General features: G+C 49.0%; 27 protein-coding genes and 1 other RNA gene. 16 read left to right on the plus strand and 12 right to left on the minus strand.

Going from position 1 to position 25,629, the window contains the following annotated elements; all coding sequences use genetic code 11:
* Window positions 1-40: 40 nt before the first annotated feature.
* Window positions 41-667: a TetR/AcrR family transcriptional regulator gene (locus tag XMG48_RS00915; protein ID WP_173480187.1), complete on the minus strand. Its 627-nt coding sequence runs from the start codon at window positions 665-667 to the stop codon at window positions 41-43.
* A gap of 67 nt (window positions 668-734) precedes the next feature.
* Here XMG48_RS00915 and XMG48_RS00920 point away from each other — a divergent pair, with 67 nt between their 5' ends.
* The 6 genes from XMG48_RS00920 to XMG48_RS00945 all read left to right on the plus strand — a co-directional run bounded on the left by XMG48_RS00920 (window position 735) and on the right by XMG48_RS00945 (window position 7,723).
* Window positions 735-1,778 (plus strand): efflux RND transporter periplasmic adaptor subunit, encoded by a 1,044-nt coding sequence (locus tag XMG48_RS00920; protein WP_173480188.1) that lies wholly within the window; start codon window positions 735-737, stop codon window positions 1,776-1,778.
* A complete protein-coding gene (locus XMG48_RS00925) occupies window positions 1,775-4,828 on the plus strand; it encodes an efflux RND transporter permease subunit (RefSeq protein WP_173480189.1) in 3,054 nt (1,017 codons plus the stop codon). The genes XMG48_RS00920 and XMG48_RS00925 overlap by 4 nt, the downstream gene beginning before the upstream one ends.
* A 411-nt stretch (window positions 4,829-5,239) precedes the next feature.
* Window positions 5,240-5,458: a hypothetical protein gene (locus XMG48_RS00930; protein WP_173480190.1), complete on the plus strand. Its 219-nt coding sequence runs from the start codon at window positions 5,240-5,242 to the stop codon at window positions 5,456-5,458.
* A complete protein-coding gene (locus XMG48_RS00935; RefSeq protein ID WP_173480191.1) occupies window positions 5,455-5,946 on the plus strand; it encodes a DUF2924 domain-containing protein in 492 nt (163 codons plus the stop codon). Before XMG48_RS00930 ends, XMG48_RS00935 begins: the two co-directional genes overlap by 4 nt.
* Window positions 5,943-7,298: a recombinase family protein gene (locus XMG48_RS00940; RefSeq protein WP_173480192.1), complete on the plus strand. Its 1,356-nt coding sequence runs from the start codon at window positions 5,943-5,945 to the stop codon at window positions 7,296-7,298. Before XMG48_RS00935 ends, XMG48_RS00940 begins: the two co-directional genes overlap by 4 nt.
* On the plus strand, window positions 7,295-7,723 hold the full coding sequence (locus XMG48_RS00945) for a LacI family transcriptional regulator (protein ID WP_173480193.1): 429 nt from the start codon (window positions 7,295-7,297) through the stop codon (window positions 7,721-7,723). Before XMG48_RS00940 ends, XMG48_RS00945 begins: the two co-directional genes overlap by 4 nt.
* A gap of 395 nt (window positions 7,724-8,118) precedes the next feature.
* Here the strand turns inward: XMG48_RS00945 and ssrA are convergent.
* Window positions 8,119-8,478: a transfer-messenger RNA gene (gene ssrA / locus XMG48_RS00950) on the minus strand.
* A 43-nt stretch (window positions 8,479-8,521) separates the two neighbouring features.
* Window positions 8,522-8,998 carry an SsrA-binding protein SmpB gene (gene smpB, locus XMG48_RS00955; RefSeq protein ID WP_173480194.1) on the minus strand — a complete coding sequence of 159 codons (477 nt, stop codon included), beginning with the start codon at window positions 8,996-8,998 and terminating at the stop codon, window positions 8,522-8,524.
* Between the two features lie 113 nt (window positions 8,999-9,111).
* Between smpB and XMG48_RS00960 the strand changes: the two genes are divergently transcribed.
* Both XMG48_RS00960 and XMG48_RS00965 read left to right on the plus strand, forming a co-directional pair.
* Complete coding sequence (locus tag XMG48_RS00960) at window positions 9,112-9,543, plus strand: type II toxin-antitoxin system RatA family toxin (RefSeq protein ID WP_173480195.1); 432 nt, start codon at window positions 9,112-9,114, stop codon at window positions 9,541-9,543.
* A gap of 8 nt (window positions 9,544-9,551) precedes the next feature.
* Complete coding sequence (locus XMG48_RS00965; RefSeq protein ID WP_173480196.1) at window positions 9,552-9,851, plus strand: RnfH family protein; 300 nt, start codon at window positions 9,552-9,554, stop codon at window positions 9,849-9,851.
* A 31-nt stretch (window positions 9,852-9,882) separates the two neighbouring features.
* Here the strand turns inward: XMG48_RS00965 and XMG48_RS00970 are convergent, their stop codons facing one another.
* A complete protein-coding gene (locus XMG48_RS00970; RefSeq protein ID WP_173480197.1) occupies window positions 9,883-10,203 on the minus strand; it encodes an outer membrane protein assembly factor BamE in 321 nt (106 codons plus the stop codon).
* Window positions 10,204-10,270: 67 nt separating this feature from the next.
* Window positions 10,271-11,947 carry a DNA repair protein RecN gene (gene recN, locus XMG48_RS00975; RefSeq protein WP_173480198.1) on the minus strand — a complete coding sequence of 559 codons (1,677 nt, stop codon included), beginning with the start codon at window positions 11,945-11,947 and terminating at the stop codon, window positions 10,271-10,273.
* A 166-nt stretch (window positions 11,948-12,113) separates the two neighbouring features.
* Here recN and grpE point away from each other — a divergent pair, with 166 nt between their 5' ends.
* The 5 genes from grpE to dapB all read left to right on the plus strand — a co-directional run bounded on the left by grpE (window position 12,114) and on the right by dapB (window position 17,610).
* Complete coding sequence (gene grpE / locus XMG48_RS00980) at window positions 12,114-12,704, plus strand: nucleotide exchange factor GrpE (RefSeq protein ID WP_173480738.1); 591 nt, start codon at window positions 12,114-12,116, stop codon at window positions 12,702-12,704.
* A 105-nt stretch (window positions 12,705-12,809) separates the two neighbouring features.
* Complete coding sequence (gene dnaK, locus XMG48_RS00985; protein WP_173480199.1) at window positions 12,810-14,735, plus strand: molecular chaperone DnaK; 1,926 nt, start codon at window positions 12,810-12,812, stop codon at window positions 14,733-14,735.
* A 114-nt stretch (window positions 14,736-14,849) separates the two neighbouring features.
* A complete protein-coding gene (gene dnaJ / locus XMG48_RS00990) occupies window positions 14,850-15,977 on the plus strand; it encodes a molecular chaperone DnaJ (RefSeq protein WP_173480200.1) in 1,128 nt (375 codons plus the stop codon).
* A gap of 3 nt (window positions 15,978-15,980) precedes the next feature.
* Entirely contained in the window at window positions 15,981-16,778 is a 798-nt protein-coding gene (gene cysE, locus XMG48_RS00995) for a serine O-acetyltransferase (RefSeq protein ID WP_173480201.1), read from the plus strand.
* Window positions 16,779-16,800: 22 nt separating this feature from the next.
* Window positions 16,801-17,610: a 4-hydroxy-tetrahydrodipicolinate reductase gene (gene dapB, locus XMG48_RS01000; RefSeq protein WP_173480202.1), complete on the plus strand. Its 810-nt coding sequence runs from the start codon at window positions 16,801-16,803 to the stop codon at window positions 17,608-17,610.
* A 175-nt stretch (window positions 17,611-17,785) separates the two neighbouring features.
* Here dapB and XMG48_RS01005 read toward each other — a convergent pair whose 3' ends face one another.
* From XMG48_RS01005 to XMG48_RS01015, 3 genes are all read right to left on the minus strand, one after another.
* Window positions 17,786-19,018, minus strand: coding sequence for a glycine betaine/L-proline ABC transporter ATP-binding protein (locus tag XMG48_RS01005; protein ID WP_173480203.1), 1,233 nt, complete (start codon window positions 19,016-19,018; stop codon window positions 17,786-17,788).
* Window positions 19,011-19,907 (minus strand): proline/glycine betaine ABC transporter permease, encoded by an 897-nt coding sequence (locus tag XMG48_RS01010; RefSeq protein WP_173480204.1) that lies wholly within the window; start codon window positions 19,905-19,907, stop codon window positions 19,011-19,013. Before XMG48_RS01010 ends, XMG48_RS01005 begins: the two co-directional genes overlap by 8 nt.
* Window positions 19,908-19,970: 63 nt before the next feature.
* Window positions 19,971-20,969, minus strand: a complete 999-nt coding sequence (locus XMG48_RS01015) for a glycine betaine ABC transporter substrate-binding protein (RefSeq protein ID WP_173480205.1) — start codon at window positions 20,967-20,969, stop codon at window positions 19,971-19,973.
* Window positions 20,970-21,172: 203 nt separating this feature from the next.
* Between XMG48_RS01015 and XMG48_RS01020 the strand changes: the two genes are divergently transcribed.
* On the plus strand, window positions 21,173-21,655 hold the full coding sequence (locus XMG48_RS01020; RefSeq protein ID WP_173480206.1) for a MarR family winged helix-turn-helix transcriptional regulator: 483 nt from the start codon (window positions 21,173-21,175) through the stop codon (window positions 21,653-21,655).
* Here the strand turns inward: XMG48_RS01020 and XMG48_RS01025 are convergent.
* Window positions 21,649-21,966, minus strand: a complete 318-nt coding sequence (locus tag XMG48_RS01025; RefSeq protein WP_173480207.1) for a helix-turn-helix domain-containing protein — start codon at window positions 21,964-21,966, stop codon at window positions 21,649-21,651. The two genes, XMG48_RS01020 and XMG48_RS01025, sit on opposite strands and share 7 nt — an antisense overlap.
* Entirely contained in the window at window positions 21,966-22,547 is a 582-nt protein-coding gene (locus XMG48_RS01030; protein ID WP_173480208.1) for an NUDIX hydrolase, read from the minus strand. The genes XMG48_RS01025 and XMG48_RS01030 overlap by 1 nt, the downstream gene beginning before the upstream one ends.
* A gap of 53 nt (window positions 22,548-22,600) precedes the next feature.
* On the opposite strand from XMG48_RS01030, the gene XMG48_RS01035 reads away from it, so the two are divergent.
* Both XMG48_RS01035 and XMG48_RS01040 read left to right on the plus strand, forming a co-directional pair.
* On the plus strand, window positions 22,601-23,197 hold the full coding sequence (locus XMG48_RS01035; RefSeq protein WP_173480209.1) for a CoA pyrophosphatase: 597 nt from the start codon (window positions 22,601-22,603) through the stop codon (window positions 23,195-23,197).
* The gene (locus tag XMG48_RS01040; RefSeq protein ID WP_173480210.1) at window positions 23,197-23,415 is read left to right on the plus strand and encodes a DUF1289 domain-containing protein; all 219 of its coding nucleotides are present in this window, start codon (window positions 23,197-23,199) and stop codon (window positions 23,413-23,415) included. Before XMG48_RS01035 ends, XMG48_RS01040 begins: the two co-directional genes overlap by 1 nt.
* Here the strand turns inward: XMG48_RS01040 and XMG48_RS01045 are convergent.
* Both XMG48_RS01045 and XMG48_RS01050 read right to left on the minus strand, forming a co-directional pair.
* Entirely contained in the window at window positions 23,363-24,640 is a 1,278-nt protein-coding gene (locus XMG48_RS01045) for an HlyC/CorC family transporter (RefSeq protein ID WP_173480211.1), read from the minus strand. The genes XMG48_RS01040 and XMG48_RS01045 overlap by 53 nt on opposite strands.
* A gap of 65 nt (window positions 24,641-24,705) precedes the next feature.
* Window positions 24,706-25,500 carry an inner membrane protein YpjD gene (locus XMG48_RS01050; protein WP_173480212.1) on the minus strand — a complete coding sequence of 265 codons (795 nt, stop codon included), beginning with the start codon at window positions 25,498-25,500 and terminating at the stop codon, window positions 24,706-24,708.
* Window positions 25,501-25,629 lie beyond the last annotated feature (129 nt).

Consider the following 25,629-nt stretch of genomic DNA (forward strand, 5'->3'; position numbering starts at 1 on the left):
GATAGTATATCGCTGTGATATACCGCTACTTCCAAAGAATCTATTCCAATTGCCAGAGCTTCAAAAAAGAGCTCACTACCTTCTCTACATGTAATCTGGTTTCCCCTTCGACGCTACGCGGAGGTATACGATGAAACGCCCGCACGATATCTAATCCAGTAATCATACTGAGAAACATCTCTGCTCCGAAGTCGGGATCCGCGCAGTTGATCAAACCTTCCTTGTGTTTCAGCGTCAACCATTCGCTTAACGCTTGGTGCGCGGCCATCACTCCGCCACTGTAGATATTATGGAGTATCTGCGTATGCTCCTCGGAGATAGATGCCATCATTCTCATCAGATTCATGTGCTCATGACTGACGATAAAATTAAGGAGCAATAATCCAAACTCTGATAAAGCATGGTGACAATCTTTATAGTCATTCGGTGACACTGTCAACGTGCCGTTTATCCTTTGCGACAGCTGTTGTATCACGGCATCAATTAATGTTTCTTTGTCCGCGAAGCGCTTATAAAGCGTTACTTTCGACACACCTGCTTGCCGAGCTATCGCTTCCATTGACATCTTAGCTGGCCCCTTAGCGAACATAAGAGCGCAGGCTGCATCAAGAATCGCTGTATCTTTGGAGTGATCTAAAGGCCGGCCGACTCGACTATTGGTAATCAATTTATTTTCCGAATAACTTAATGTACGATACCGTACAGTAAATATTAATCAAATGAGAATAGCAAATATGCGCAAGGTTCTGCCGCCGCTTATACTAGCCCTTCTTCTCGTCGGCTGTGGCGACACCACTCCAACTGAAACGCCAACGACCGATGCACCTTGGGTACGCACGGTGGCGGTTAAGACGGACGACCACGACGAAATCAGAGCATCGGGAACCATTAGAGGGCATTATGAGACTCCTGTCTCTTTTCAGGTTTCTGGGCGCATTCTCAAGCGAGAGGTGGATGCTGGTCAGAAGGTAGCGAGTGGCGCTCTGCTTTTTGAACTCGATAAACGTGACTTAGAGGCTACTATGCAAGTTGCCAAAGCGGAACTTCAAACTGCACAGGTCGCCCTCGCGATCGCTCAAAATGAGCTCGACCGTCAACGCCAGTTAATTGAACGCAACTTTGTTAGCCGACAAACTCTAGAAGCATTTGAGCTCGCACTACAGAACGCGGAAAGCCGTCGTGATTCCGCCAAAGCTGTATTATCTCAAGCCCAAAACGGGCTTAGTTATGCTGAGCTACGTGCAGATAAATCCGGTGTATTAGCCGAGGTTACAGGTGAACCGGGAATGGTTGTTGGAGTGGGGCAACCTGTGGCACTCCTCGTAGAAGATGGTGATCTAGAGGTCGAAGTGTTCCTATCCGACGGCAACCAAGCTCCAGAATCAGGTGTATTAAAGCTACAAGAGCAAGATTTGCCGCTTCGTCTACGTGAGGTAGCTGGTGCAGCAGACCCAGAGAGTAGAAGCTGGAAAGCTAGGTACAGAATAGAAGCCGTGACAGAGGCGTTGAACATAGGGACTGTTGTGCAGGTTGCGCTTAACCGTAACACATCAGATGTCACCTTCGAGGTTCCCCTGGGCGCGCTTGATGAACGCAACCAGGGCCCTCAGATTTGGCAGGTTGTAGGCAATACAGCTCAACCAGTCTCAGTTGAGGTACTGGAATTGAAATTAGAGTATGCGACTATTCGCGCGCCACTAAACAGCGAAAGTCGCGTCATTGCCGTTGGCACCCATCTATTGGAACCTGGAATGGCGGTTAGGGAGCAGGCGCGATGAGTTTCCCCAACCTCTCAGCGCTTGCTGTACGTGAACGCTCAATTACTCTGTTTTTTATAATACTTTCTGTCCTGGCTGGTGTTTTTGCATTCTTCTCTTTGGGGCGCGCAGAAGATCCGGCTTTCACAGTGCGGGTTATGGTTGTCTCCGTTGTATGGCCAGGAGCTGAACCTGAGGTTTTACAAAATCAAGTCGTCGACCGCTTGGAGAAGCGAATCCAAGAGGTCGAATACTTAAGTAAGATCGAGACCACGGTTAGACCTGGTCGAGCAGACTTACAGATAGAGTTTGAGGATTTCTCACCTAGTGAAGTTGTGCCTGATCTTTTCTATCAAGTACGAAAAAGAATGCAGGATGAGGCGCACAACCTACCCTCAGGTGTCATAGGGCCGATAGTAAACGATGATTTCTCCGATGTGTACTTCTCCCTTATAGCTCTAACAGCTCCCGGCATGCCTATGAGGGATCTTAGTCGGGAAGCTGAGACAATCAGGGATCGGTTACAACAGCTCCCAGCCGTTCAAAAGGCGATGATACTTGGTGATCGACCTGAACGTGTGTTTATCGATTTCGATATGGACCGTTTAAATAACCTAGGAGTAACGCCCGAACAGATTTTTGCAGCGATCGATGCAAGTAACACACTCATTCCTGAGGGTTCTTTGGACCTAAACGGGCCGCGTGCCTATCTTCGTACACACTCTGATTTAAGCGACCCAGACAAGCTAGCAGACCTACCGCTCAGAGTTGGTAATGCATTGATACGCCTCTCCGACATCGCAGAGGTGAGTCGTGGATATGAAGATCCGCCAACCTATCTAGTGCGGGCCAATAGCGAAGATGCGATTCTGTTAGGCGTGGTCATGAACAAAGGTGAAAATGGCTTGGCCTTTGGTGAAAGCCTCGCAAACTTTCTCGATAAAGAGCGCTCCAACCTTCCTTTAGGTGTTTCGCTACAGGTGCTCACCAACCAAACGGATGCCATAAGCCAGGCTGTTGACCTTTTCCAGGTAAAATTTCTAGTGGCTGTACTTGTGGTGATGGCGGTCACTGTCATCGCTATTGGCTTCCGAGCAGGTCTTGTTGTCGGCATCGCAATACCGATCACTATCGGTCTGACGTTCCTCATCATGAAAATGGTTGATATCAACCTCGACAGGGTCACACTTGGTGCGTTGATTATCGCCTTGGGACTGCTAGTCGACGATGCAATTATCTCCATAGAGATGATGATCGTAAAAATGGAAGAGGGCTGGGATCGAATTCGTGCTGCAAGCCATGCATGGAATGTTACCGCAGCCCCTATGCTCTTTGGGACCCTAGTTACGACTGCTGGCTTTGTCCCTATCGGTTTTGCTCAATCGGGAGTCGGAGAATACGCCGGCAACATTTTCTGGGTACTGGCATTTTCACTGCTGATATCTTGGGTCGTCGCCGTCACCTTTATGCCCTACCTCGGGGTGAAGTTACTCCCTAACTATCAGAAACACGATGCAGCGAGCCTCTATCAAACCCCGATTTACACTAAACTACGGGCAATCATCACTTACTGTGTACGCTTTCGTAAGACAGTTATTCTAGTTACCGTTGCAGCGCTTGTTATGAGCGCAGCTGTGATGGCGATACTTGTTGATAAACAGTTCTTCCCAAGTTCTGACCGACCCGAGGTATTGGTTTCAGTCTATCTACCTCAAGGCAGTTCAATTAAAACAACGGATGCTACAGTACAAAAATTAGAGAGTGCGTTATCTGAGCTACCGGAGGTTAAGAGCCTCTCCTCTTACATCGGGGCGGGAGCTCCACGATTCTTCATTTCAGCAAACCCTGAGCAACCTGATCCATCCTTCGCTAAGATTATCGCAATAGGTGATGATGCAGCAGGACGCGATAGAATCATGGCCGCACTTAAGCAGAGAATTGCCAACGGCGAGTTTCCAGAAGCTCGAATCCGTGTAACAAGCCTGCTGTTCGGGCCACCGGTTGTCTGGCCTGTCAGCTTCCGTGTCGTAGGTCCTGATCAACAGATATTGCGCGATATTGCCTATAAAGTCAGAGATAAAATCGCATCTAACCCACACACTGTAATTCCGCACCTAGAGTGGGATGAGCGTGCTCCAAGCTTCCATCTTGATATGGATCTAGAGCGACTTCTATTAATGGGACTCACACCTAACGACGTGTCACAGCAACTTCAGTTTCAACTAAACGGAGTCGAAGTTGCCGAGGTACGACAGGATATAAGAAGTGTTCAAGTGGTCGCGCGTAGTTCACGCGACACTATACTCTTACCCGAACAGTTAGAAATCAAGACTCAGGATGGAAAGAAAATTCCGGTTAGGCAGTTGGGCAAACTCACCATTCAATACGAAGAACCTGTTATCAAACGCTACAATCGCGAACCCTTTCTAGCCGTGCATGCCGATGTCGAGGGGGCGCAGCCGCCTGATGTCACTAAAGCAATTTGGGATACGATGCAGCAGATTAGAGATGATTTGCCGGCCGGCTATCGAATTGATATTGGGGGATCAGTAGAGCAATCCGGCAAAGCCGATCAGTCTATCCAGAAGCTGCAACCGCTGATGCTCGCATTAATGCTGATATTTATTATGCTACAAATGCGATCGTTCTCTGGAACCTTCATGGTGTTTTTTACTGCACCGCTCGGGTTAATTGGTGCTGCTGTTGCACTCTTTATATTTGACCAACCCTTTGGCTTTACCGCCCTGTTAGGCTTGATCGGACTAGGCGGTATTTTGATGCGTAACACCATGATCCTGACTCAGCAGGTACAGGATAATTTAGAAGAAGGGTTGGCAGCAGGCAAGGCGATCATCGAGGCAACCGTCTCACGAGCTCGCCCCCTAATTCTGACAGCACTCGCGGCCATCTTCGCTTTTATCCCGCTTACATTCGACCTATTCTGGGGACCTCTGGCCTATGTATTAATTGGCGGGGTTATGATGGGGACATTTATAACACTGCTGTTTGTCCCAGCTATGTATGCATTGTGGTTTAAAGTTGAAGCACCAAAATATGATGATGCGCTTTAAACTGCGATTAAAACAGAGATTCAACGAGTCAACAGAATTGAACTTCAGGCTACTACCCCTAGTTGATTCATGAAGAATTAGAAATGAGGAACAGCTATCGCCTAATCAAAAGTGGAATTCGTAACTTACCAAACTAGATGTATAACGTATCAGCCATAAAATGTGGGAGTCCACCTTTCTCAAAATTTTGTCATTCAAAGCCTCTTTGATTGAATAAATTGAAGGTCCGGAAAGGGCCAGAACCAGCAGTTCAGTATTCCAACCTAAGAATGTAAACAGCCAAATAATTTGATCACTTTTTGCATTAACCCTCACGAGCTTAAATCCGTTCGAAACCACGTGATGGCCAGATAGCTCGCACACCCTGAAAATTATCGTCAACAGTCGTTAGTTATTCAGGAGTGCCTACCAATGTATCAAATCAAACAGATTCCACCTGACAAGATGGATGCGAGCCAGCGACTCAATGAGGTCGCGCAACTGCTGGCGAATGGCTTGGTTCGTTTGCGAGAAAGTGGATGCGCTAGTTCGCAGAAACCTCAGGAGTATAGCGAAGTTCAGCTTGGCTTCTACCAGGAGAAGAGCGTTCATACAAACGACACCCTAACCAACTTTAAGGAGTCGATATGAACAGAAAACATCAACCCGTCGCGATACCTTCATCAGTGATAGAACAGATTGTTGGTCTTAAGGAGATGTCCTTCGAAGATCTCAAGTCCTTCTGGCTCGATGTCTATCAAACTGAACCGCCTACAAACCGCAGGCCATATCTTGAACGTCGTCTCTCCTACAAGTTGCAGGAGAATGTTTACAGGCAACAGAACCCCGGACTTTTAGAGAGGAACCAAAAACGAATCGAGCAGTTGCTAAAGGATACCGGCAATCCGCGTGCGGCTGGAAAGATTGTACCGGAGCCGGGAACGGTGCTCATTCGTGAATATCAGGAGGAGCGGCATGAGGTCACTGTTACCTTAGATGGGGCGTTTGATTACAAAGGCACTTTGTACAGCAGTCTTTCTGAGATCGCGCGATTGATCACCGGTACTCGGTGGTCGGGCCCTGTGTTCTTTGGCCTGCGCTCAGCATCTAAACCAAGCAAAAAAGGAGGTGCTAAATGAGCGAATCGACTCGACAGAGAAAACGCTGCGCTGTGTATACGCGAAAGTCTACTGAAGAAGGTCTGGATCAGGAGTACAACTCCATCCATGCCCAGACTGATGCGGGGCATAATTACATCAATAGCCAACGTCACGAAGGCCGGATACCTGTGGCTGATGACTATGACGATCCGGCATACTCCGGCGGCTCAATGGAGCGTCCCGCATTACAGCGGTTACTGAGGGACATCGAAGCGGGAAAAATCGATATTGTTGTGGACTACAAGATCGACCGACTAACTCGTAGCCTCGCAGACTTTTCGCAAATGGTTGAGGTTTTCGATCGCCACAATGTTTCGTTTGTCTCTGTAACGCAACAGTTCAACACTACTTCTTCCATGGGTCGATTAACATTAAACATCTTGCTCTCCTTTGCCCAGTTCGAACGCGAGGTCACGGGTGAACGTATACGAGACAAGATCGCCGCCAGTAAGAAGAAGGGCATGTGGATGGGCGGTATTCCGCCGCTGGGTTATGACGTTAAAGACCGCCATCTGGTACCCAACCCGAAAGAAGCGAAATTGGTTCAACGGATATTTAAACGCTTTGTTGAACTAGGATCTGCGACACTGCTGGTCCGAGAGCTTCAGCTTGAAGGCGCAACAAGCAAGTCGTGGACGACACAGGAAGGAAACTACCGAGCTGGTAAGCCCATCGATAAGGGCATGATCTACAAGTACCTCCATAACCAGACGTACATCGGTAAAATTCATCACAAAGATAACTGGTATGACGGACGGCACACTCCAATCATCACTCAGGAGGAGTGGGACTCAGTCCACTCGATTTTGGCAACCAACGGAAAAGTGCGAGCGAATCGTACGCGAGCCAAAGTGCCATTCCTGCTCAAAGGGATTGTGTTTGGTAACGATGGTAGAACACTCACGCCCTGGACGACGAAAAAGAAAAACGGCAAGCGCTATCGCTATTACATTCCTCAGCGCGACGCTAAGGAATATGCAGGCGCGTCAGGGTTAGCGCGATATCCAGCTGCGCAGCTAGAGGCAACCGTGCAGACGCAACTGCGTGAAATACTGCGATCACAACAGATGATCGAAAAGATACTCCCTGCAGCGGTATCAATTGATAATGAGCTTGATGAAGCGAAAGTCACCATAGCGTTGCGTAAACTGGATGATATCTGGGAGTTTCTGTTCCCGGCCGAGCAGGAGCGGATCACCAAACTTCTGATCGAGAAGGTGGTGGTCTCACCCGAGGATATAGAGGTCCGGCTCAGACTAAACGGCTTGGAATCTGTAGCCAGAGAACTACTCACAGCAACACAGACAGACAGAGCGGGGGCTAGCGTATGAATGAGATCGAAATCAAATCCAACGGCCAACGAGAAACTTATGAGTCATCCGATGGTGTTATGAGCATTCGTGTTCCTATCAAGATAACCCGTCGTGAAGGTCGCAAAGTTCTGAGGAAACCTACAGGCGAAGTAATTGGACGACCCTGGGAGAAAAAGTTCACGGTACTGCAGTTGGCCTTAATACGTGGGCATCGGTGGCTCAGGTTGTTTGAGTCAGGAAAAGTCAGCAGTCTCAAGGAAATTGCCAAGCGAGAGGGGATTGACAGTAGTTATGTCAGTCGCATGATTAACCTGACCACATTGGCACCGGAGATCGTCGAAGCTATTCTGGATGATGAAGTGCCGGATCACGTGACGCTGTTTGATTTGGCTGTTGATACTGCGGTGTTGTGGAGCGAGCAGCGTCAGCGGTTTGAATACTAAATGAACCTGGCAGGCTCGGGACGTTACCTATTTTTGAAGTTCCAGGCGGTCATCCCTCAATCCAAACATTGCCAGGGCGAGGCTTGGATTGTGGCATTTAGAGTGGCCTTTTAAGAGTTGTTAAAAACGATTGCCTTGAAGTTTAAAAATAAAACTCGTCGATTAGTTCGCTGGCTAACCGATGTTTGCTCGGGACTGGAAATCCGATGTTCGTTGACTTCGCTGTTTCAAAAAACGGAGAGAGACAGAGAATATAGGGCCATCAGAGAGAAAATAGCCCGATATGTCGATTTTCAAACTTATAGGGAAGTCAGCAAAAACCCTCATTAACCCCAAATAATACAAAGAGATAGGTAATAAAAAAGGCCAACCGATAACGGTTGACCTTAGTGTATTGGTGGAGGTGGCGGGTTTCGAACCCGCGTCCGTCAATCCTCTGCCTCAAGCTCTACATGCATAGACATCTCTATTGAGTTAACCCGTCACGAGCCGAGAGTCAGGCTGTTATGGGCGAGCCTTTTTGAGTTTTAACCCTTTGCCTTAAGGCGAAGTCTCCGGGCGATTCTATCTCATATGACACTGCCGAAACTCTGAGTTATAGACACCTTAGAGGGCAGCGCTAGCAGGCTTAGGCTGCTAGAGCGTAGTTATCGTCGTTTGCAACTATAACTGTGTGATGAGGGATTTACGAGAATCATCACATTCTCGACATGCACCTAAGGGTTCGCAATCGGCGTCGAATCCAAGTCACCCCCAGAACTTGCCAGTATAGCGTTTGCTATCTGGGTTACAAGAACTCTATTGGTTCTTGCTGAGAACACGCTGTTTTTCACGGTTCCAATCGCGCTCTTTTTCAGTGGCGCGCTTGTCGTGAAGCTTCTTACCTTTTGCTAAACCGATCTCACACTTAATTTTGCTCTCTTTCCAGTAGAGGCTCAGTGCAACACAGGTGAAACCTTTGGCTTCGACTGCACCGGCTAGGCGGTTCAGTTCTGTGCGGTTTAGAAGCAGTTTGCGTGGTCTAACCGGATCTGCAACAACGTGTGTGCAGGCGGTTTTTAATGGCGAGAAGTGGGCACCTAATAGCCAAGCTTCACCGTTTTTAAAATCGATGTAAGACTCAACCAGTTGTGCGCGGCCTTCGCGTAGGCTTTTGACTTCCCACCCGGTCAGCACGAGGCCAGCTTCGAATTTATTTTCGATGCTGTACTCGAATCGTGCACGTTTATTTTGGCAGATGGTGTTTCCGCCAGGAGCTTTCTTCTTTTTTGCCATGCGGCGGATTATATAGAGCTGTTGTAAGCAAAGGAAGGAATCCTCTTGTTCAAAGCGTATATAAACTGGACAATAAGCAGCTTGTAACTGTTATTTGAGACTTGCCACCCGTTATGACGGTCGTAAATAGAACCGCCCTTGTATTACACACCGCTGAGCAGATGTTTGATCTGATCAACGATGTGCGTCGCTACCCAGAGTTCCTACCTTGGTGCTCTGGCACGGAAGTGATCGCCGAGAGTGAAGAGATGCTCGAAGCGACACTGAAGCTCGCTAAAGGGGGGCTTAGTTATGATTTTACGACGCGTAATCGTCTGGTCCGTCCCTCTTCAATGACCATTGGTTTGGTTAATGGCCCCTTTAAAAGTCTTGAGGGGGTTTGGACGTTCACTGAGTTGTCAGATGAAGCTTCTAAGGTGGAACTCAATCTCAGTTTCGAGTTTGAGGGCAAGCTAACTGGAATGGCGATGTCTAAAGTGTTTAATAGTGTCGCGACAACTTTGGTGGATGCCTTTGTGTCGCGCGCTGATCAAATTTACGGATGAGGTGATCAGTGATTAACGTTGAAGTGGCCTATGCTCTGCCGACTGAGCAGAAGATCATTGCTCTGCAAGTAGAAGAGGGTACAACGGCATATGATGCGGTTGTTCGCTCGCGCATTGCTGAGCTGTATAAACAGATCGATATCAACAGTGACACAATGGGTATCTTCAGTCGTGCGATCAAGGACCCTAAAGCAGAGGTCTTGCGTGACGGTGATAGAGTAGAGATCTACCGCCCGTTAATTGCTGACCCTAAAGATGTTCGCGCTCGTCGAGCAGCCGAAGCTAAAGCCAAAAAAGCCAACTCGTAAGTTGGCTTTTTTGTATTCGTTGAGCTCTGCGTTACTGAGGTTTCAGATCGCCTTCCAAACGCACCAGCTTGTCGTTTTCAAAGTAGACGCGAAACTGACGTAGCTCGACCACTTCATCCTCTTGTACCAACTGGAAGACATAGTCCCATCGGTTCTGGTTGAAGGTATCCGTTAACAGGGGTGTTCCTAGCACATAGCGAACTTGGCTCGGCGTCATTCCAGGGCGAAGCTGATCTACCATCTCTTGTGTCACCTGGTTGCCTTGCGGAACATCCATTTTGTACACGCCTGGAAAGGTTGTACAGCCGGTCACGAGAGTAGCAAGAAAGGCAGAGATGATGAGCTTGCGCATGTTCAGGTTGTTCCTGTTACTGTTCAAAGTGGCATTAGTTTACACGCCACTGTTTGAATCGACCAGTCTATAGCGCGCTGGTCAGCATCTCTTTAGCGTGCTCAAGGGTGGTATCAGTCATCTCAAGTCCACCCAGCATTCGAGCGATCTCATTAATGCGCTGATTTTCGGTGAGTGGTGTGATTTTGGTCTCAACCGAACCGGTGTCTGCGCCTTTGCTGACAAACAGGTGTTGGGTTCCTTGTGAAGCCACCTGAGGTTGGTGTGTGACACAGAGAATCTGTGCTCGTTCACTCAAATGACGTAACAGTCGGCCAACGACTTCGGCAATGCCTCCGCCAATACCGACATCGACTTCGTCAAAAATGAGTGTCGGGGTGTCAGTCGTCTTAGCCGTTACAACTTGAATCGCAAGGCTAATTCGTGACAGTTCACCACCCGAGGCAATTTTGGCCAGCGGTTTTGCGGTTTGGCCCTGATTGGTATTGATCAGGAACTCAATCTCTTCCAAGCCCTGAGCCGTAATGTATTTAGGATCGATATCACTCAAACTGGCTGTGAAACGCGCGCTGTTCATGCCCAGCATGGCAAGTTGTTCATTCACCTCTTTATCAAGCTGTTTGGCTGCTTTGCTGCGTAGTTTGCTGAGTTGGCGAGCTTTCTCAATCAATGCGGCATTAGCCGTAGCAACCTCGGATTCGAGTTGCTCTAAGTTCTCATCGACATGAGCCAAAGAGTCGAGTTCAGTATTTAGTTGGTCTTTTAATTCCGGTAACTGCTCTGGCGCAATGCGGTGTTTCCTGGCTAGATCGTAGATGCTGGTTAAGCGATCTTCCACCTCTTGTAAGCGCTCAGGGTCCAACTCAACTCGTTGAACAAAATGGCTCAACTCGCGTTCGGCCTCTTCCACTTGAATCAGAGCAGCGTTTAGCATCTCGGCGGTCTGCTGTAGTGCAGGTGAGTCCGCTTCGATGTCGCCCAATAGGTGCAGTGCTTGGTTGAGTACCGCTGTGGCGTTGCTCTCTTCACCCTCGCTAAGAAGCATCTGGATCTGTTGGCCACTGTTAAGGATTGACCCTGCGTTGGAGAGTATCTTCTGCTCCTCTTCTAAGGCTTGCAGTTCACCTGTTTGAGGGTCTAAACGGTTGAGCTCTTCCGTTTGATAGCTCAGCAGTTGCAGTTGCGCATTCGCCTCTTCACTCATGTCTTGAAGGCGTTTCAACTCACTCTGCTTTGATTGCCACTGGGTAAAGAGTTTACGTACTTCCTGTGCTGTCTCATTGGCTTTGGCGTAGTTGTCGAGCAGGGTGCGGTGAAAATCGCGCTTTAATAGACGTTGGTGTTCGTGCTGGCCGTGTATGTCGACAAGCAGCTCACCCAGCTCTTTGACGCGGTTCAGTGGGCAGGGGTGGCCATTAATATAGCTTCGGCTGCGACCGTCGGCACTCAGTGTGCGGCGTAAAATACACTCGTTGATCTCTTCCGACTCTAGCTCATTCGCCTCTAACCAGCGTTTCGCATCGGGTAGTGCTTGTATATCGAACGCGGCGCTAATCTCAGCTCGTTTTGCCCCTTCTCGAACCGAGTCGGCTTCAGCGCGTTTGCCTAAGGCTAATCCCAGTGCATCAAGCATGATCGATTTGCCGGCACCGGTCTCACCGCTGACGACGGTCATGCCCGATTTCAGTTCTAGGTCGAGTGTTGAGACGATCGCAAAGTTTCGGATGCTGAGTAGCGTTAACATGGCTTAATACCTGTTTAGATATACAGTTACTGTATTTTTAACCAATGTTTGTGTATTAGGCAATAGAAAAGTGCAGTCTTAGGTCAAAAAAGCGCGTGGAAGGGTTGAATTTCAGATGGTCGATACCACATAGGAGACAAGATTGAATGATTCTGGAGATAACACCATGGCGAATGAAGATCAGACACACCAAGATCAGGTTGAAGAGAGTCAAGTCGACGCGACGGCTGAAGAGAATCTTGTGGAGCCTGAACTGGTTGAGACGGAAGAGCTGACCGTTGAATCCCTTCAAGAAGAGCTAGCCGCTGCGAATGCGACGATTGCTGAGCTGCAAAAACAGCTGGCAGAGCTTGAACCTCGTGCCCAAGCGGAGATCGCTAACCAGCGCCGTCGTGCTGAGGTTGAGGTGGATAAAGCGCGTAAGTTTGCTGTTGAGAAATTTGCCGAAGAACTACTGCCGGTCATCGACAGTCTAGAGCGCGCTATTGAGGCGAGCCAGGTCGAAGATGAGGTAGTTAAACCGCTTCGTGAAGGCGTTGAGATGACGCACAAAATGTTCATCGATGGCGTTGCTAAATTCAATCTAGAAGTGATCAACCCAGAGGGTGAGGCGTTCAACCCAGAGCACCATCAAGCGATGTCGATGGTTGAAGCGGAAGGTGCAGCTCCAAACTCTGTCATTGCGGTGATGCAGAAGGGCTACCTACTTAATGGTCGCTTAGTTCGTCCTGCGATGGTGATGGTCGCTAAAGGTTAAGACCTTTTTATAAACCAGACTTGATATTTGAAAGACCACACCCATATAGGGGTTAAGGTAAAACAGTTTTAAACACCCAGCGCGGTGTCATTAGGAGATTTAAACATGGGTAAAATCATCGGTATTGACCTAGGTACTACCAACTCGTGTGTAGCAGTACTTGAAGGCGATAAAACTAAAGTTATTGAGAACGCTGAAGGCGATCGTACCACTCCGTCGATCATTGCTTACTCGGCAGAAGGCGAAACTCTGGTTGGTCAGTCGGCGAAACGTCAGGCAGTTACTAACCCAGACAACACTCTATTTGCGATCAAGCGTCTAATCGGTCGTCGTTTTGAAGACGATGTTGTACAGAAAGACATCAAAATGGTGCCTTACAACATCGCTAAAGCGGACAATGGCGATGCGTGGGTTGAGGTAAAAGGCGAGAAGCTAGCACCGCCTCAGATCTCTGCAGAAGTTCTTAAGAAGATGAAGAAGACTGCTGAAGATTACCTAGGCGAATCGGTAACGGAAGCGGTTATCACGGTTCCTGCTTACTTCAACGACTCTCAGCGTCAAGCAACAAAAGATGCGGGTCGTATCGCAGGCTTAGAAGTTAAACGTATCATCAACGAGCCAACCGCTGCAGCTCTTGCGTATGGCATGGATAAAGCTGCCGGCGATCGCACGATCGCAGTGTACGACCTAGGTGGTGGTACTTTCGATATCTCGATCATCGAAATTGCAGACGTTGATGGCGAGCACCAGTTTGAAGTACTTGCAACCAACGGTGATACATTCCTAGGTGGTGAAGACTTCGACCTTGCGGTTATCAACTACCTAGCAGACGAGTTCAAGAAAGAGTCTGGCATCGATCTACATAACGATCCGCTAGCGCTACAGCGTCTAAAAGAGGCGGGTGAGAAAGCGAAAGTTGAGCTATCATCGGCACAGTCTACTGACGTTAACCTGCCATACATCACAGCGGATGCAACAGGTCCTAAGCACTTGAACGTTAAACTGTCTCGTTCGAAGCTAGAGTCACTGGTTGAAGACCTTGTTCAACGTTCACTTGAGCCATGTCGCATTGCACTACAAGATGCTGGCCTATCCGCTTCTGAGATCGACGACGTTATCCTCGTCGGTGGTCAGACTCGTATGCCAATGGTGCAGGCGAAAGTGGCTGAGTTCTTCGGTAAAGAGCCACGTAAAGACGTTAACCCAGACGAAGCGGTAGCGATGGGTGCTGCGCTTCAGGGTGCGGTACTGTCAGGTGATGTGAAAGACGTTCTTCTACTGGACGTAACACCACTGACTCTAGGTATCGAAACAATGGGTGGCGTTGCGACACCACTGATCGACAAGAACACGACGATCCCAACGCGTAAGTCGCAGACCTTCTCGACAGCGGAAGACAACCAGACAGCGGTAACCATTCACGTTGTTCAGGGTGAGCGTAAGCAAGCGACTCAGAACAAGTCGCTAGGCCGTTTCGACCTTGCCGATATCCCACCAGCACCACGTGGCATGCCGCAGATCGAAGTGACTTTCGACATCGATGCTAACGGTATCCTAAACGTTTCTGCTAAAGACCAGGCGACTGGCAAAGAGCAGTCGATCGTTATTAAAGCCTCTTCTGGTCTAAGCGATGACGAAGTCGAGAAGATGGTTCAGGATGCCGAAGCGCACGCTGAAGAAGATAAGAAATTTGAAGAGCTAACGGCTGCTCGTAACCAAGGTGATGCCATGGTTCACACAGCACGTAAGACGCTAGAAGATGCGGGTGATAAGGCTTCTGATGAAGAGAAATCGAACATCGAAGCAGCCATCACTGCACTTGAAGAGGCGTTGAAAGGCTCTGACACTGCAGAGATCACAGCAAAAACTGAAGCGCTAACAGAAGCGGTTTCGGGTGTTGCTCAGAAGATGTATGCAGACGCTGCACAACAAGCAGAAGCTGGCCAAGGCGCTGAAGCTGAAGCGGCTCGCGATGCAGGCGATGATGTTGTTGATGCTGAGTTTGAAGAAGTCAAAGACGACAAGAAGTAAGCTTAGCAAGCAATAACGAGAGTTAAGACTCTCACAAAATCGTGTGTCAGCGCGGGGGTCTTTACTCCCGCGTTGTCATATTCACGATAGCGTAATTACAGGTTTACACGCAGTATGAGCAAGCAAGATTATTATGAACTCTTAGGTGTCTCTCGTGATGCATCTGACCGTGACATCAAAAAGGCTTACCGTCGCTTAGCGATGAAGTATCACCCTGACCGCAACCCGGATGACGAGGCGGCTGAACTCAAGTTTAAAGAGATCAGCGAAGCGTACGAAGTACTGTCCGATGCGCAGAAGAAAGCGGCCTACGATCAGTATGGTCATGCTGGGTTGGGTGGCCAAGGTGGTATGGGCGGCGGCTTTGAAGGTGGCTTCTCAGATATCTTTGGCGATGTCTTTGGCGACATGTTCGGTGGCGGCGGTGGTCGTGGTCGCGGTCGTTCCAGCGTGCGTCGCGGTGCCGATCTGCGTTACAACCTCGATTTGAGTCTTGAAGAGGCTGTGCGCGGTTGTGAAAAGACGCTAAAAGTTCCTACCTACGTCTCTTGTGAAACCTGTGATGGTAGCGGCGCTAAGAAGGGCACAACGGCTAAGACCTGTGGTACCTGTGGTGGTGCCGGACAGGTCCGTATGCAGCAAGGTTTCTTTGCGGTTCAGCAGACCTGTCCAACCTGTCATGGTGAAGGCAAAGTGATCTCTGATCCTTGTAATGTCTGTCACGGCCAGGGCCGCACGCAGAAGACCAAGACATTGGAAGTTAAGATCCCAGCGGGTGTGGATACCGGTGATCGTATTCGTCTATCTGGTGAGGGCGAAGCGGGAGCACACGGTGGCCCTTCAGGCGATCTCTATGTTCAGGTGAGTGTTAAAGATCACCCGATTTTTGAACGCGACGGCGCCAACCTCTACTGTGAAGTACCGATCAGCTTTGTCGATGCGGCATTGGGTGGAGAACTAAACGTGCCAACACTGGATGGTCAGGTTAAACTGAAGATCCCGGCAGAGACACAGACGGGCAAAATGTTCCGTTTGCGCGGCAAGGGTGTGAAGCCGGTGCGCGGTGGCGCGTTGGGTGATTTGATGGTTCGTGCGGTTGTTGAAACCCCGGTCAGCCTCACTTCACGTCAGAAAGAGCTGCTAGAAGAGTTCCGTGACTCTACGGAAGAGCACCAGAAACATGGACCGAAGAAGCACGGCTTCTTTGATTCAGTCAAAAAATTCTTTGAGGATATGACCTAAGTTATGGGTGATCAGGCGGTTGCAGAGGTATGGCAAGCACTTCAGAGTGAGGCGAGTACATTAAGTGCTAACGAGCCGCTGCTGTCGAGTTTCTACCATACAACGATAAACAGCCATCCGACCTTGCGTTCGGCACTCTCTTATCTGTTGGCTGAAAAGCTGTCGGATGAAGTGGTGCCCGCTGTGGCGATGCGTGAGATCTTTGAGGTCGCTTATGAAGCGGACCCTACATTGATCGAAGCCGCCTGTGCCGATCTCCTTGCGGTCTACACGCGTGACCCTGCAATCCGTGACTACAGCACGGTGCTGTTGTACTTAAAAGGGTATCACGCGCTTCAGTCATATCGAGTGGCTAACTATATGTGGCGTCAAGGGCGTCAATCCTTGGCAAGCTATCTACAGAGTCGCATGAGCTCAACCCTGCAGGTTGATATTCACCCCGCTGCCAACATCGGTCAGGGTGTAATGTTTGACCACGCAACAGGCATTGTTATCGGTGAAACTTGTGTCATTGAGAATGACGTCTCGATACTGCAATCCGTGACCCTAGGGGGTACCGGTAAGGAGTCGGGCGATCGACATCCGAAAATTCGCGCTGGGGTTTTGATTGGCGCCGGTGCTAAGATTCTTGGCAACATCGAAGTCGGCCAGGGTGCCAAAGTAGGTGCAGGCAGTGTGGTTTTGGAGCCTGTAGAGGCACATACGACGGTAGCGGGTGTTCCAGCCAAAGTGGTGGGTTGCCTAATGAGTGATATGCCAGCCTTGGATATGGACCAAGGGCTGAGTGTCACTGACGAATAGATTTTCAGTTAAGGAAAAAGAGATGACACGTATTGCCATCACGGGTGCCGCAGGGCGCATGGGGAAAACATTGATCGAAGCTGTAGACGCGGCAGAGGGTGTGACCCTAGGCGCAGCCATTGTGCTTCCTGATAGTTCGTTGATCGGTGCCGATGCAGGTGAGTTGGCAGGCGTGGGTCGTCTGGGTGTCGCAATTACTGGCTCGCTGGAGTCTGTGACAGACGATTTTGATGTATTGATCGACTTTACTAGCCCAGAGTCGACCCTTGCTAATCTTGAGATCTGTAAAGCGGCCGGTAAGTCGATGGTGATTGGTACGACGGGGCTAACCGAGTCGCAGAAGGCGAAGTTGGCAGAGGGCGGTGAGACTATCTCAATTGTCTTTGCGCCGAACATGTCTGTTGGCGTAAACCTCTGTTTCAAACTGCTTGAAGTGGCTGCCAAGGCTTTGGGTGATGATGGTGGATACGACATCGAAGTGATCGAAGCACACCACCGTCATAAGGTGGATGCGCCATCAGGCACAGCATTGCGTATGGGTGAAGTGGTTGCCGATGCGCTGGGACGTGATCTGAAAGAGTGTGCGGTCTATGGTCGTGAAGGTCAGACCGGTGCGCGCCCTGAAAAAGAGATCGGTTTCGAGACCATTCGTGCTGGTGATGTGGTTGGTGATCACACTGTACTCTTTGCCACAGAGGGTGAGCGAATCGAAATTACCCACAAAGCGTCTAGCCGTATGACCTTTGCAAAAGGCGCTGTACGAGCAGCAGGTTGGTTGTCAGGCAAGGGTGCAGGTTTGTTCGATATGCAGGATGTTTTAGAGCTTCGTTAAGCCCGCTCCAGAGAGTTGAGGACTGTACTTTTCCTACCGCTCTCTGATAATATTTATCTGTTGTTGTTCCTTTTATGGGCCCGTGTCGAGTTACTCGCACGGGCCCTGTTTTATTCAGGGCGAAAAAAAGCCAGCTACATGAGCTGGCTTTTTTGTGTCTGTATCAATGGGCTTGTTAAACCTTTTGATTCTCTACAGATTCTGACTCTGTTTCAGAAGAGTCGACCAGTACTTCCGCCAAGCTTGAGCGAGATAGCTCACCTTGCAGCTGGCCCTCCTCATCCACAACAGGGATTGGGTGATCCGCTTCAAGCGTCTCCGGGATAACCGTTTCAAGTACTGCATCAGAGGTGATGGTCGTTGTCTCGGTTAGATCGGCTTCTTCCCAAGTGGAATCTGCATTACCGCCCTTAGCTTCCTCTTCAAGCCACTCTTGAGTAACGGTGCCTTGGTAGCTACCTGAATCGTCCACCACGTGACCGTAATCGTAAGCGCCTCTCTTCATCTCTTTCAGCGCTTCACCGATGGTTTCAGCTGTAATACGGTGTTCCGGCTCCTTCATAACGGTCTCTACCGTCAATGCGCGGGCACGGTTCACATCCTTAACGAAGGCTTCTACGTATTCATCGGCAGGGTTGAGTAGAATCTCTTCTGGCTCACCTTGCTGGACCAGCAGGCCATCTTTAAGAATCGCGATACGATCACCTAGGCGTAGAGCTTCGTCCAAATCGTGCGTGATGAAAATGATGGTCTTATTGAGCTTGTGTTGCAGTTCAATCAGTTGATCCTGCATCTCTGAACGGATCAGAGGATCCAGTGCCGAGAAGGCTTCATCCATCAAGAGGATTTCAGCATCAGTACAGAGTGCGCGAGCAAGACCGACACGCTGCTGCTGACCACCCGATAGCTGGTTGGGGTACTGCTCTTCATAGCCTTTCAGACCAACCGTCTCTAACCACTCAACCGCTTTCTGCTCACGAACTGACTTGTCGACACCTTGGATCTTAAGCCCGTAAGAGACGTTATCGAGTACTGTGTAGTGAGGCATCAAACCGAAGCGTTGAAACACCATCGACATCTTGTGACGACGGAACTGTTCAAGCTCCTTGGTGTTGAGTTTCATGACGTCGGTGCCTTCAACAATGATCTCACCCGCAGTCGGTTCAATCAGACGGTTGAAGTGGCGAATCAGTGTCGATTTGCCTGAGCCTGATAGACCCATGATGACAAAGATCTCACCGCGTTTGATTTCGAGATCGATCTCTTTAAGACCGACGGTGTGGCCAGTTTCCGCTAGGATCTCATCCTTGCTTTTACCCGCTTTAACCATCGGCATAACGCCTTCTGGTTTGTCGCCAAAGACCTTGTAGAGGTCTTTAACCTGAATCAATACGTCTGCATTACTCATGGCCACCCCCTAGGTGCGCTTGAGTGCGCTTGCCGTATGCCTGTGAAACGCGGTCAAAGATGATCGCAAGTACAACGATGGCTAAACCGTTTAGAAGACCTTGAGTAAAGTACTGGTTGGTTATTGACTGCAATACAGGTTGACCGAGCCCTTTGACGCCAATCATTGATGCGATTACTACCATTGATAGTGCCATCATTATGGTCTGGTTGATGCCCGCCATAATTGTCGGCATCGCCAACGGTAACTGAACACCCAATAGACGCTGACGAGGGTTAGCACCATAGGCAGTTGCGGCTTCTAATACCTCTTTATCCACCAAGCGAATACCCAAGTTGGTCAGACGAATAACCGGCGGAATTGCATAGATGACAACGGCAATTAGGCCCGGTATGCGCCCTATGCCCAAAAGCATGACGACTGGAATTAGGTAGACGAAGGCTGGCATGGTCTGCATGATGTCCAAAAGTGGTGTAACCACTCCTTGTACTTTATTTGAGCGAGCCATTGCTATGCCAATAGGAATTCCTAGTACGATTGCTAACATGGTGCAAACAGTTATGATACTCATGGTTCTCATGGTGTTATCCCACATACCAAAGTAACCAACCACCATCATCGCAATAGCTACACCTATAGTGAGTTTAGAGGATCTACTCGCTGCATATACAAATACTGCAATTGCACCAAGGACAATCCACCAAGGTGAATTCAAAAGCAGTTTTTCAAACCAAATTAAAAAAGTTAATAGTGGATCAAAAAAAGCTTCAATTGCGTCTCCATACGCTCGTGAAAAGTCCAGATAAGCACCATCAAGTGTTTTGCGTATTTCTTTGAGACTAGTTCTGTCTAATTCTGGGATATCAGTTATCCAGGATTTCTCTGCCATATTTTCCTCTGGTTTAAACGCGAAAAGCCCTACGCTATGGTAGGGCTTGTAATATTGCTTAACCTACAGTTCGGCTACAGCTTTCTCAACTTTTTTGATTTGCTCAGGTGTTAGCCAAGATTTCCAAAGCTCAGGGTAGTCTTGGAAGAATTTCTCAGCTGCAATCTCACCATTTGCTTGTTCTTCATTCATCCATGCTGCCATTTTGTTAACAGTTGGGTTGTCGAAGAAGCGATCTAAATAAGCAAATGCTTCCGGTGCTCGATCTGCAAATTCTTGAGTCGTGTAAGTGTATACAGGTGACTCAGGAAAATTACTTGGTTTTGGATCAGTACAGTCCGATTTTACAATACAAGATTTCCAATAATCTGCATCAATATCGGATTTAAGATCTACTTTTACCATATCAAATTGACCAAGAAACGCAGTGGGTGCCCAATAGTAACCAAACCAAGGTTTTTCCATATTGTAAGCTCGAGAAAGTGAAGCATCTAGACCAGCAGCCGTACCCGGATCAACTAGCTCAAATCCCGAATCTTCCATTTCGTAAGCTTTGAAAAGGTTCTGGTTAACCATTTGACAACCCCAGCCTGCTGGACAGCCCCAATAAGCACCAACGCTATCATCTTCTGGGTGTGGGAATAGAGCCGAATTCGCTTTAATACCATCAATGCTAGAAAGTTCAGGATTGTTTTCTAGCATATATTTTGGAATCCATAGGCCTTCTTCGCCAATGAATACCTCACCAGCAACTGCCAGTTTATTTTCGCCGACAGCTTTATCGAGCTGAGCTTGAAATGAGTTAGTCCAAAGCTCAGGGGCGATATCTGGCTGTTGTTTTTCGATCATTGAGGTTGATGTTGGAACTGTATCGCCAGGAACAACTTCAACTTCACATCCAAATGCATTTTCTAGAACGAACTTATCAATGTAAGCGAATAGGCTAGCTGTCGCCCAATTCATCTCGGCAATTGTTACAGTACCGCAATTAGAGCCGTGTGAACCTGCAAATGCAGTTGAGCTAGCGGCTAGCAGTGATGCAGCAAGTATCTGTTTTTTCATGTGTCTGTTCCCATTCGTTTTCAGTTTCTTATTAGGCTATTAACCTCTCGTGACAAACATCCTAACAGGTCTAATCATTAGAGTTCAAATAATTATAGTTGTAATTATTTAAATAGTGATTGATGATGAAAAGGGGATGGGCTATAAATGCGCCCGCTCAGCAGGTTGTTAATCGTGCTACTTATCTCAATGACAGGCTTTACATGACAGACATTCAGCAATCACAAGATGTACTCATTGCTCTACGTAAGATTATTCGTGCGACGGATATTCAATCAAAGCGTATTGCGAAGAGCTGTGGCCTCACCATTCCGCAGGTAATGGTGTTGCGTGCAATTGGGGATCTGGGTGATGTGACTGTTAAGACGCTGTCGGAAAGCGTTTCACTGAGTCAGGCGACGGTAACGACTATTTTAAACCGCCTAGAGCAGCGCGGTTTAGCGGTGCGTGTTCGTTCAGTGACCGATAAGCGTAAAGTAAATGCGCGTCTGACCGAAGAGGGTGCTTCTACCCTGGGTTCCGTTCCACCACTTCTGCATGAGCGTTTTGAAGAGCGCTTTTCTAAGTTATCTGAAGCGAAGCGATTCCAGGTCGTTAATACCCTGCAGGATCTTGCTCAGATGATGGATGCTGAGGCGATCGACGCTTCGCCGCTTCTCGATTTGGCGGCGACGGCGAATCAGTAGTCGAGCTGAAGTTTTATCTCTAACGATTCTGCGATTGATTCAATATTCTGGTTAACCCAGTCTGGATCAATACAGCCCCACTGATCAATGCGGTAGACGCCCTGGTTATTCAAAGCCCCCTCAGTTTGTTGAAATGAACACTCGATCGACAGATCATCCAGATCTTTAATGGCATCCTGCAGTGTCCGTCTTGGCATGCCTGTGAGTTTCTGTAGGTGGGTGAGGTTGCCTGGGTGCTGATCAATACACCAAGCGATCAGCAGTTTGCGTTGGAAGGCTTTGGCCGCTTTGCTCTCTTTTAACACTGGCATTAAATGTGAATCTCATGCTGGGTGGTCGATGCGTTGTTCTGCTCGTTGTGGCGATCGATACTGATTCTGTGGAAGTTAAACGGCCCGCCAGCGTTTCTCTCTTTAAAGAACAGACGCAGTGCGTTGCTGACCGTCGGGAAGGCGATCTCATCCCAAGGGATCTCATCTTCGCTGAACAGTGCGACCTCATTGGATTCTGACGTCGTTGAAAAGCTTGGGGTGCGCATCTTGGCTAGGAAGAAGAGCTGCAGCTGATTCACATGCACAATGGAGGTGTGGGTGTAGAGCGATATGATATCGACTTCCGCTTCAGCCTCTTCCCAAGTCTCACGCATGGCGCCCTGTTCAGTGGTTTCACCATTCTCCATAAAGCCTGCCGGTAGGGTCCAATAGTTTTTGCGTGGTTCGATGTTGCGACGACACATCAATACTTTCTCTTCCCAGATGGGTAGGCAGCCGGCGATGATTTTGGGGTTGGAGTAGAAGATCGTCTCGCAGTTGGGGCAGACGTGTCTGGGAAGGTGGTCACCCTCTGGAATGGTCCATTCAACAGGTGTGGCGCACTCGCTGCAGAACTTCATCGAATCTCCTATCTTTTGCGTAGCTTTCTTCTATTCGGTGTATGATTAAACTAATGATTTCGAAAATAGAGCAAACCCTGACTCACTACAAGCCTTGGCAGCTATCTGACCACTATTCGTCTGATCGGCAGGCGGGTGTGATGATGTTAATCACCGATCTGGCCATACCAGAGGTGATACTGACCTTGCGACACAGCAAGCTGTCGAGTCATGCCGGTGAGGTGGCTTTTCCAGGTGGTCGCAGAGATCCCGAGGATCAGGATATTCTTGCTACGGCTTTGCGTGAGACCCATGAAGAGCTAGGTATTGAGCCTTCACAAGTTAGGCCCTTGGGGGCTTTAAGTGATGTGCTCTCTAAGCATCGCCTCAAAGTGGTTCCCTGGGTTGGTGTTGTGCCGCATACGGTTGTCGAGCAACCTAATCCCGATGAGATCGAAGCTGTTTTTCGAGTACCGTTGAGCTTCTTTATGGAGCCGGGCCGTGCGCGATTTGATCAGTTCATGGATCTATCCGGTAAGACTCGATATGCACCAGCATGGGATTATCAAGGCTATGAGATCTGGGGGCTAACCGCCTGGGTCATTGCTGAGCTATTAAACAGTGCCTTTGATGCACAGATTCAAACCAGACCGAGGCCAGAGCGAACATAATGGATTCAGAAAAACCGATTCCCAATCCTTGCATGGGCGTGTGTGCTCTCGATGAGGACGATCTCTGTATTGCCTGTCGTCGTTCAGGTCTAGAGATCGCCTATTGGAGTACTTACTCCAACGAGAAGAAGCGTGAAGTCTGGGCGTTGATTCGAGAGCGGGAGGCTACTCCTCCTCGTCACTCTCGATCTCGAGACGCTGGACACGAACCGTCTTAATCAGGTTGTCACTGATTTGTAGCGTCTCTAAACGGTACTCATTCAGTTCGATACAGACGTTAGCGTCGGGAATGGATTCGAGCTGCTCCGTGATCAAACCGTTAAGCGTTTTTGGCCCTTCGGTCGATAGCTCCCAATTCAGTGCTTTATTGATCTCACGAATATAAGCCGAGCCATCGATAAAGTAGCTGCCATCTTCCTGTTGGTGGATGTCTTCATGGATATCCGATTGATCGTTGGAGAGCTCGCCGACGATCTCTTCTAAGATATCTTCCAGGGTGACAATGCCTTGTACATCACCGTACTCATCCACTACGACGCCGATGCGGCGGCTCTCTTTCTGAAAGTTAAGGAGCTGTGTCTGCAGCGGTGTGCTCTCTGGAATGAAGTAAGCTTCATGAACCACCGCCATAATGGCCGGTTTGGTGACCTTGCCCTGTTGAATCAACTGGGCCAGATTGCGCATGTGAAGTACCCCGACGATCTGGTTGATGTCGCCACGGTAGACCGGAAGGCGGGTATGTTTGGTTTTAGAGAGCTGCTCAAGAATCTGGTCCATCTCATGGTCCAGATCGATGCCCTCTACCTCGTTGCGTGGAATGATGATGTCATTAACGGTCACTTCACCAAGCTCCAGGACCCCAAGTAGCATCGATTGATTCGATTGAGGGATCAGAGCGCCTGACTCATTCACGATGGTACGTAACTCTTCGGTACTAAGATTGTGGGCATCTTCCCCGGTCGTCTTGATACCGAGTAGACGGAAAATTCCATTGGTAATGAGGTTGACGGCAAACACCAAGGGGTAAAACACTTTAAGTAGCAGTACTAAAACATAGGAGGCCGGAAAAGCCACCTTCTCTGGATACATGGCGGCCAGTGTCTTTGGTGTCACTTCCGCAAAAATCAGCACGACCAGCGTCAAGGCACCGGTCGCGATGGCGATACCTGCATCCCCCCAGATTCGAACCGCAATGACGGTCGCGATGGCTGATGCGAGAATGTTGACGAAGTTGTTGCCAATCAAAATCAGGCCGATCAGACGATCTGGGCGATCTAGCAGTTTGGCGGCTTTGCGTGCACCTAGGTGGTTATTCTTCGCTAAATGCTTCAAACGGTAGCGATTGAGCGACATCATGCCAGTTTCTGAACTAGAGAAAAATGCAGAACAGAGGATCAGGATAAACAGAAGAATTGAGAGCGAGCTTATCGACGCGTCTTCCAAGGGGAAATGCCTATATTGTTAACGGAAGCTCATTTTGTGTAGATGGGGCGTGGGTGTCAACCCAATTAAGCCCCAAGTATTAGCTCTAGAACGGCTTTTGAACCAAAGAAGCCGAGCATCAGCAGAACAAATCCGCTGAGTGTCCAGCGTAGAGCCGTGCGGCTTCGCCAACCAAACATCGCACGTCCTGTTAGCAGAATGGTGAAGACAACCCAAGCGCCAAGGGATAGCAGCGTTTTGTGAGCGAGGTGTTGTGCAAACAGATCATCGGTGTAGACGTAACCCGTTATCAACGCCAGCGTCAGTACCACCTGACCCGCAGTAATCAAATCAAACAGTAGGTTCTCCATCACCTGCAGTGGTGGCAGGGTATTCAGTAAGCCTCTGGTCTTATGGCTTTTCAGAGCATGCTCCTGCTTAGAGAGCAACAGAGCTTGCAGTGCGGCAAGCGTGAACAGGCTGTAGGAGATAATAGACAACAGAATGTGGCTTAGCAGTCCAGCGCTGTAGCTTGATTTGGTCCCTTCGCCAGGGAAAGCATAGGCCAGAGCCAGAGTGATGGCGGCCATTGGAAAGACCCACATAAACAGATTGTCGAGCTTATGACGTAGGCTACCCAATAGCAGAAGAACGACCACGGCGATCGAGATCATCGAGCCGGCAACAAAGAAGCTGAGGTTTAAGCCAAATCCGCCCGAAATGATCTGTAAAGTCGCGATCAGTTGAAAAATGACGGCGATGAAACCAAAAGCCTGTATGCGGTTGCGCGGTCCGCCTTGTTGAGTCGCGAACTGCTTCATTTGCCACTGGCTGGCAATCAGATAGAGGCCAATGGCGGCAAGGGTAAATAGCGATAGCATCCAAAACTCCGGACTGTGTAAACCTAATTCCACAAGTGTGGCACAAATTGCTGGGATGCGAAATATACAGTCAGCCTGTCCCTGCGCTATACTACGGCGCAAATTTGGCGGGATATCTCGATATCGAAA

The sequence above is a fragment of the Marinobacterium sp. xm-g-48 genome (assembly GCF_013282925.1).
Taxonomy (GTDB): domain Bacteria; phylum Pseudomonadota; class Gammaproteobacteria; order Pseudomonadales; family Balneatricaceae; genus Marinobacterium_E.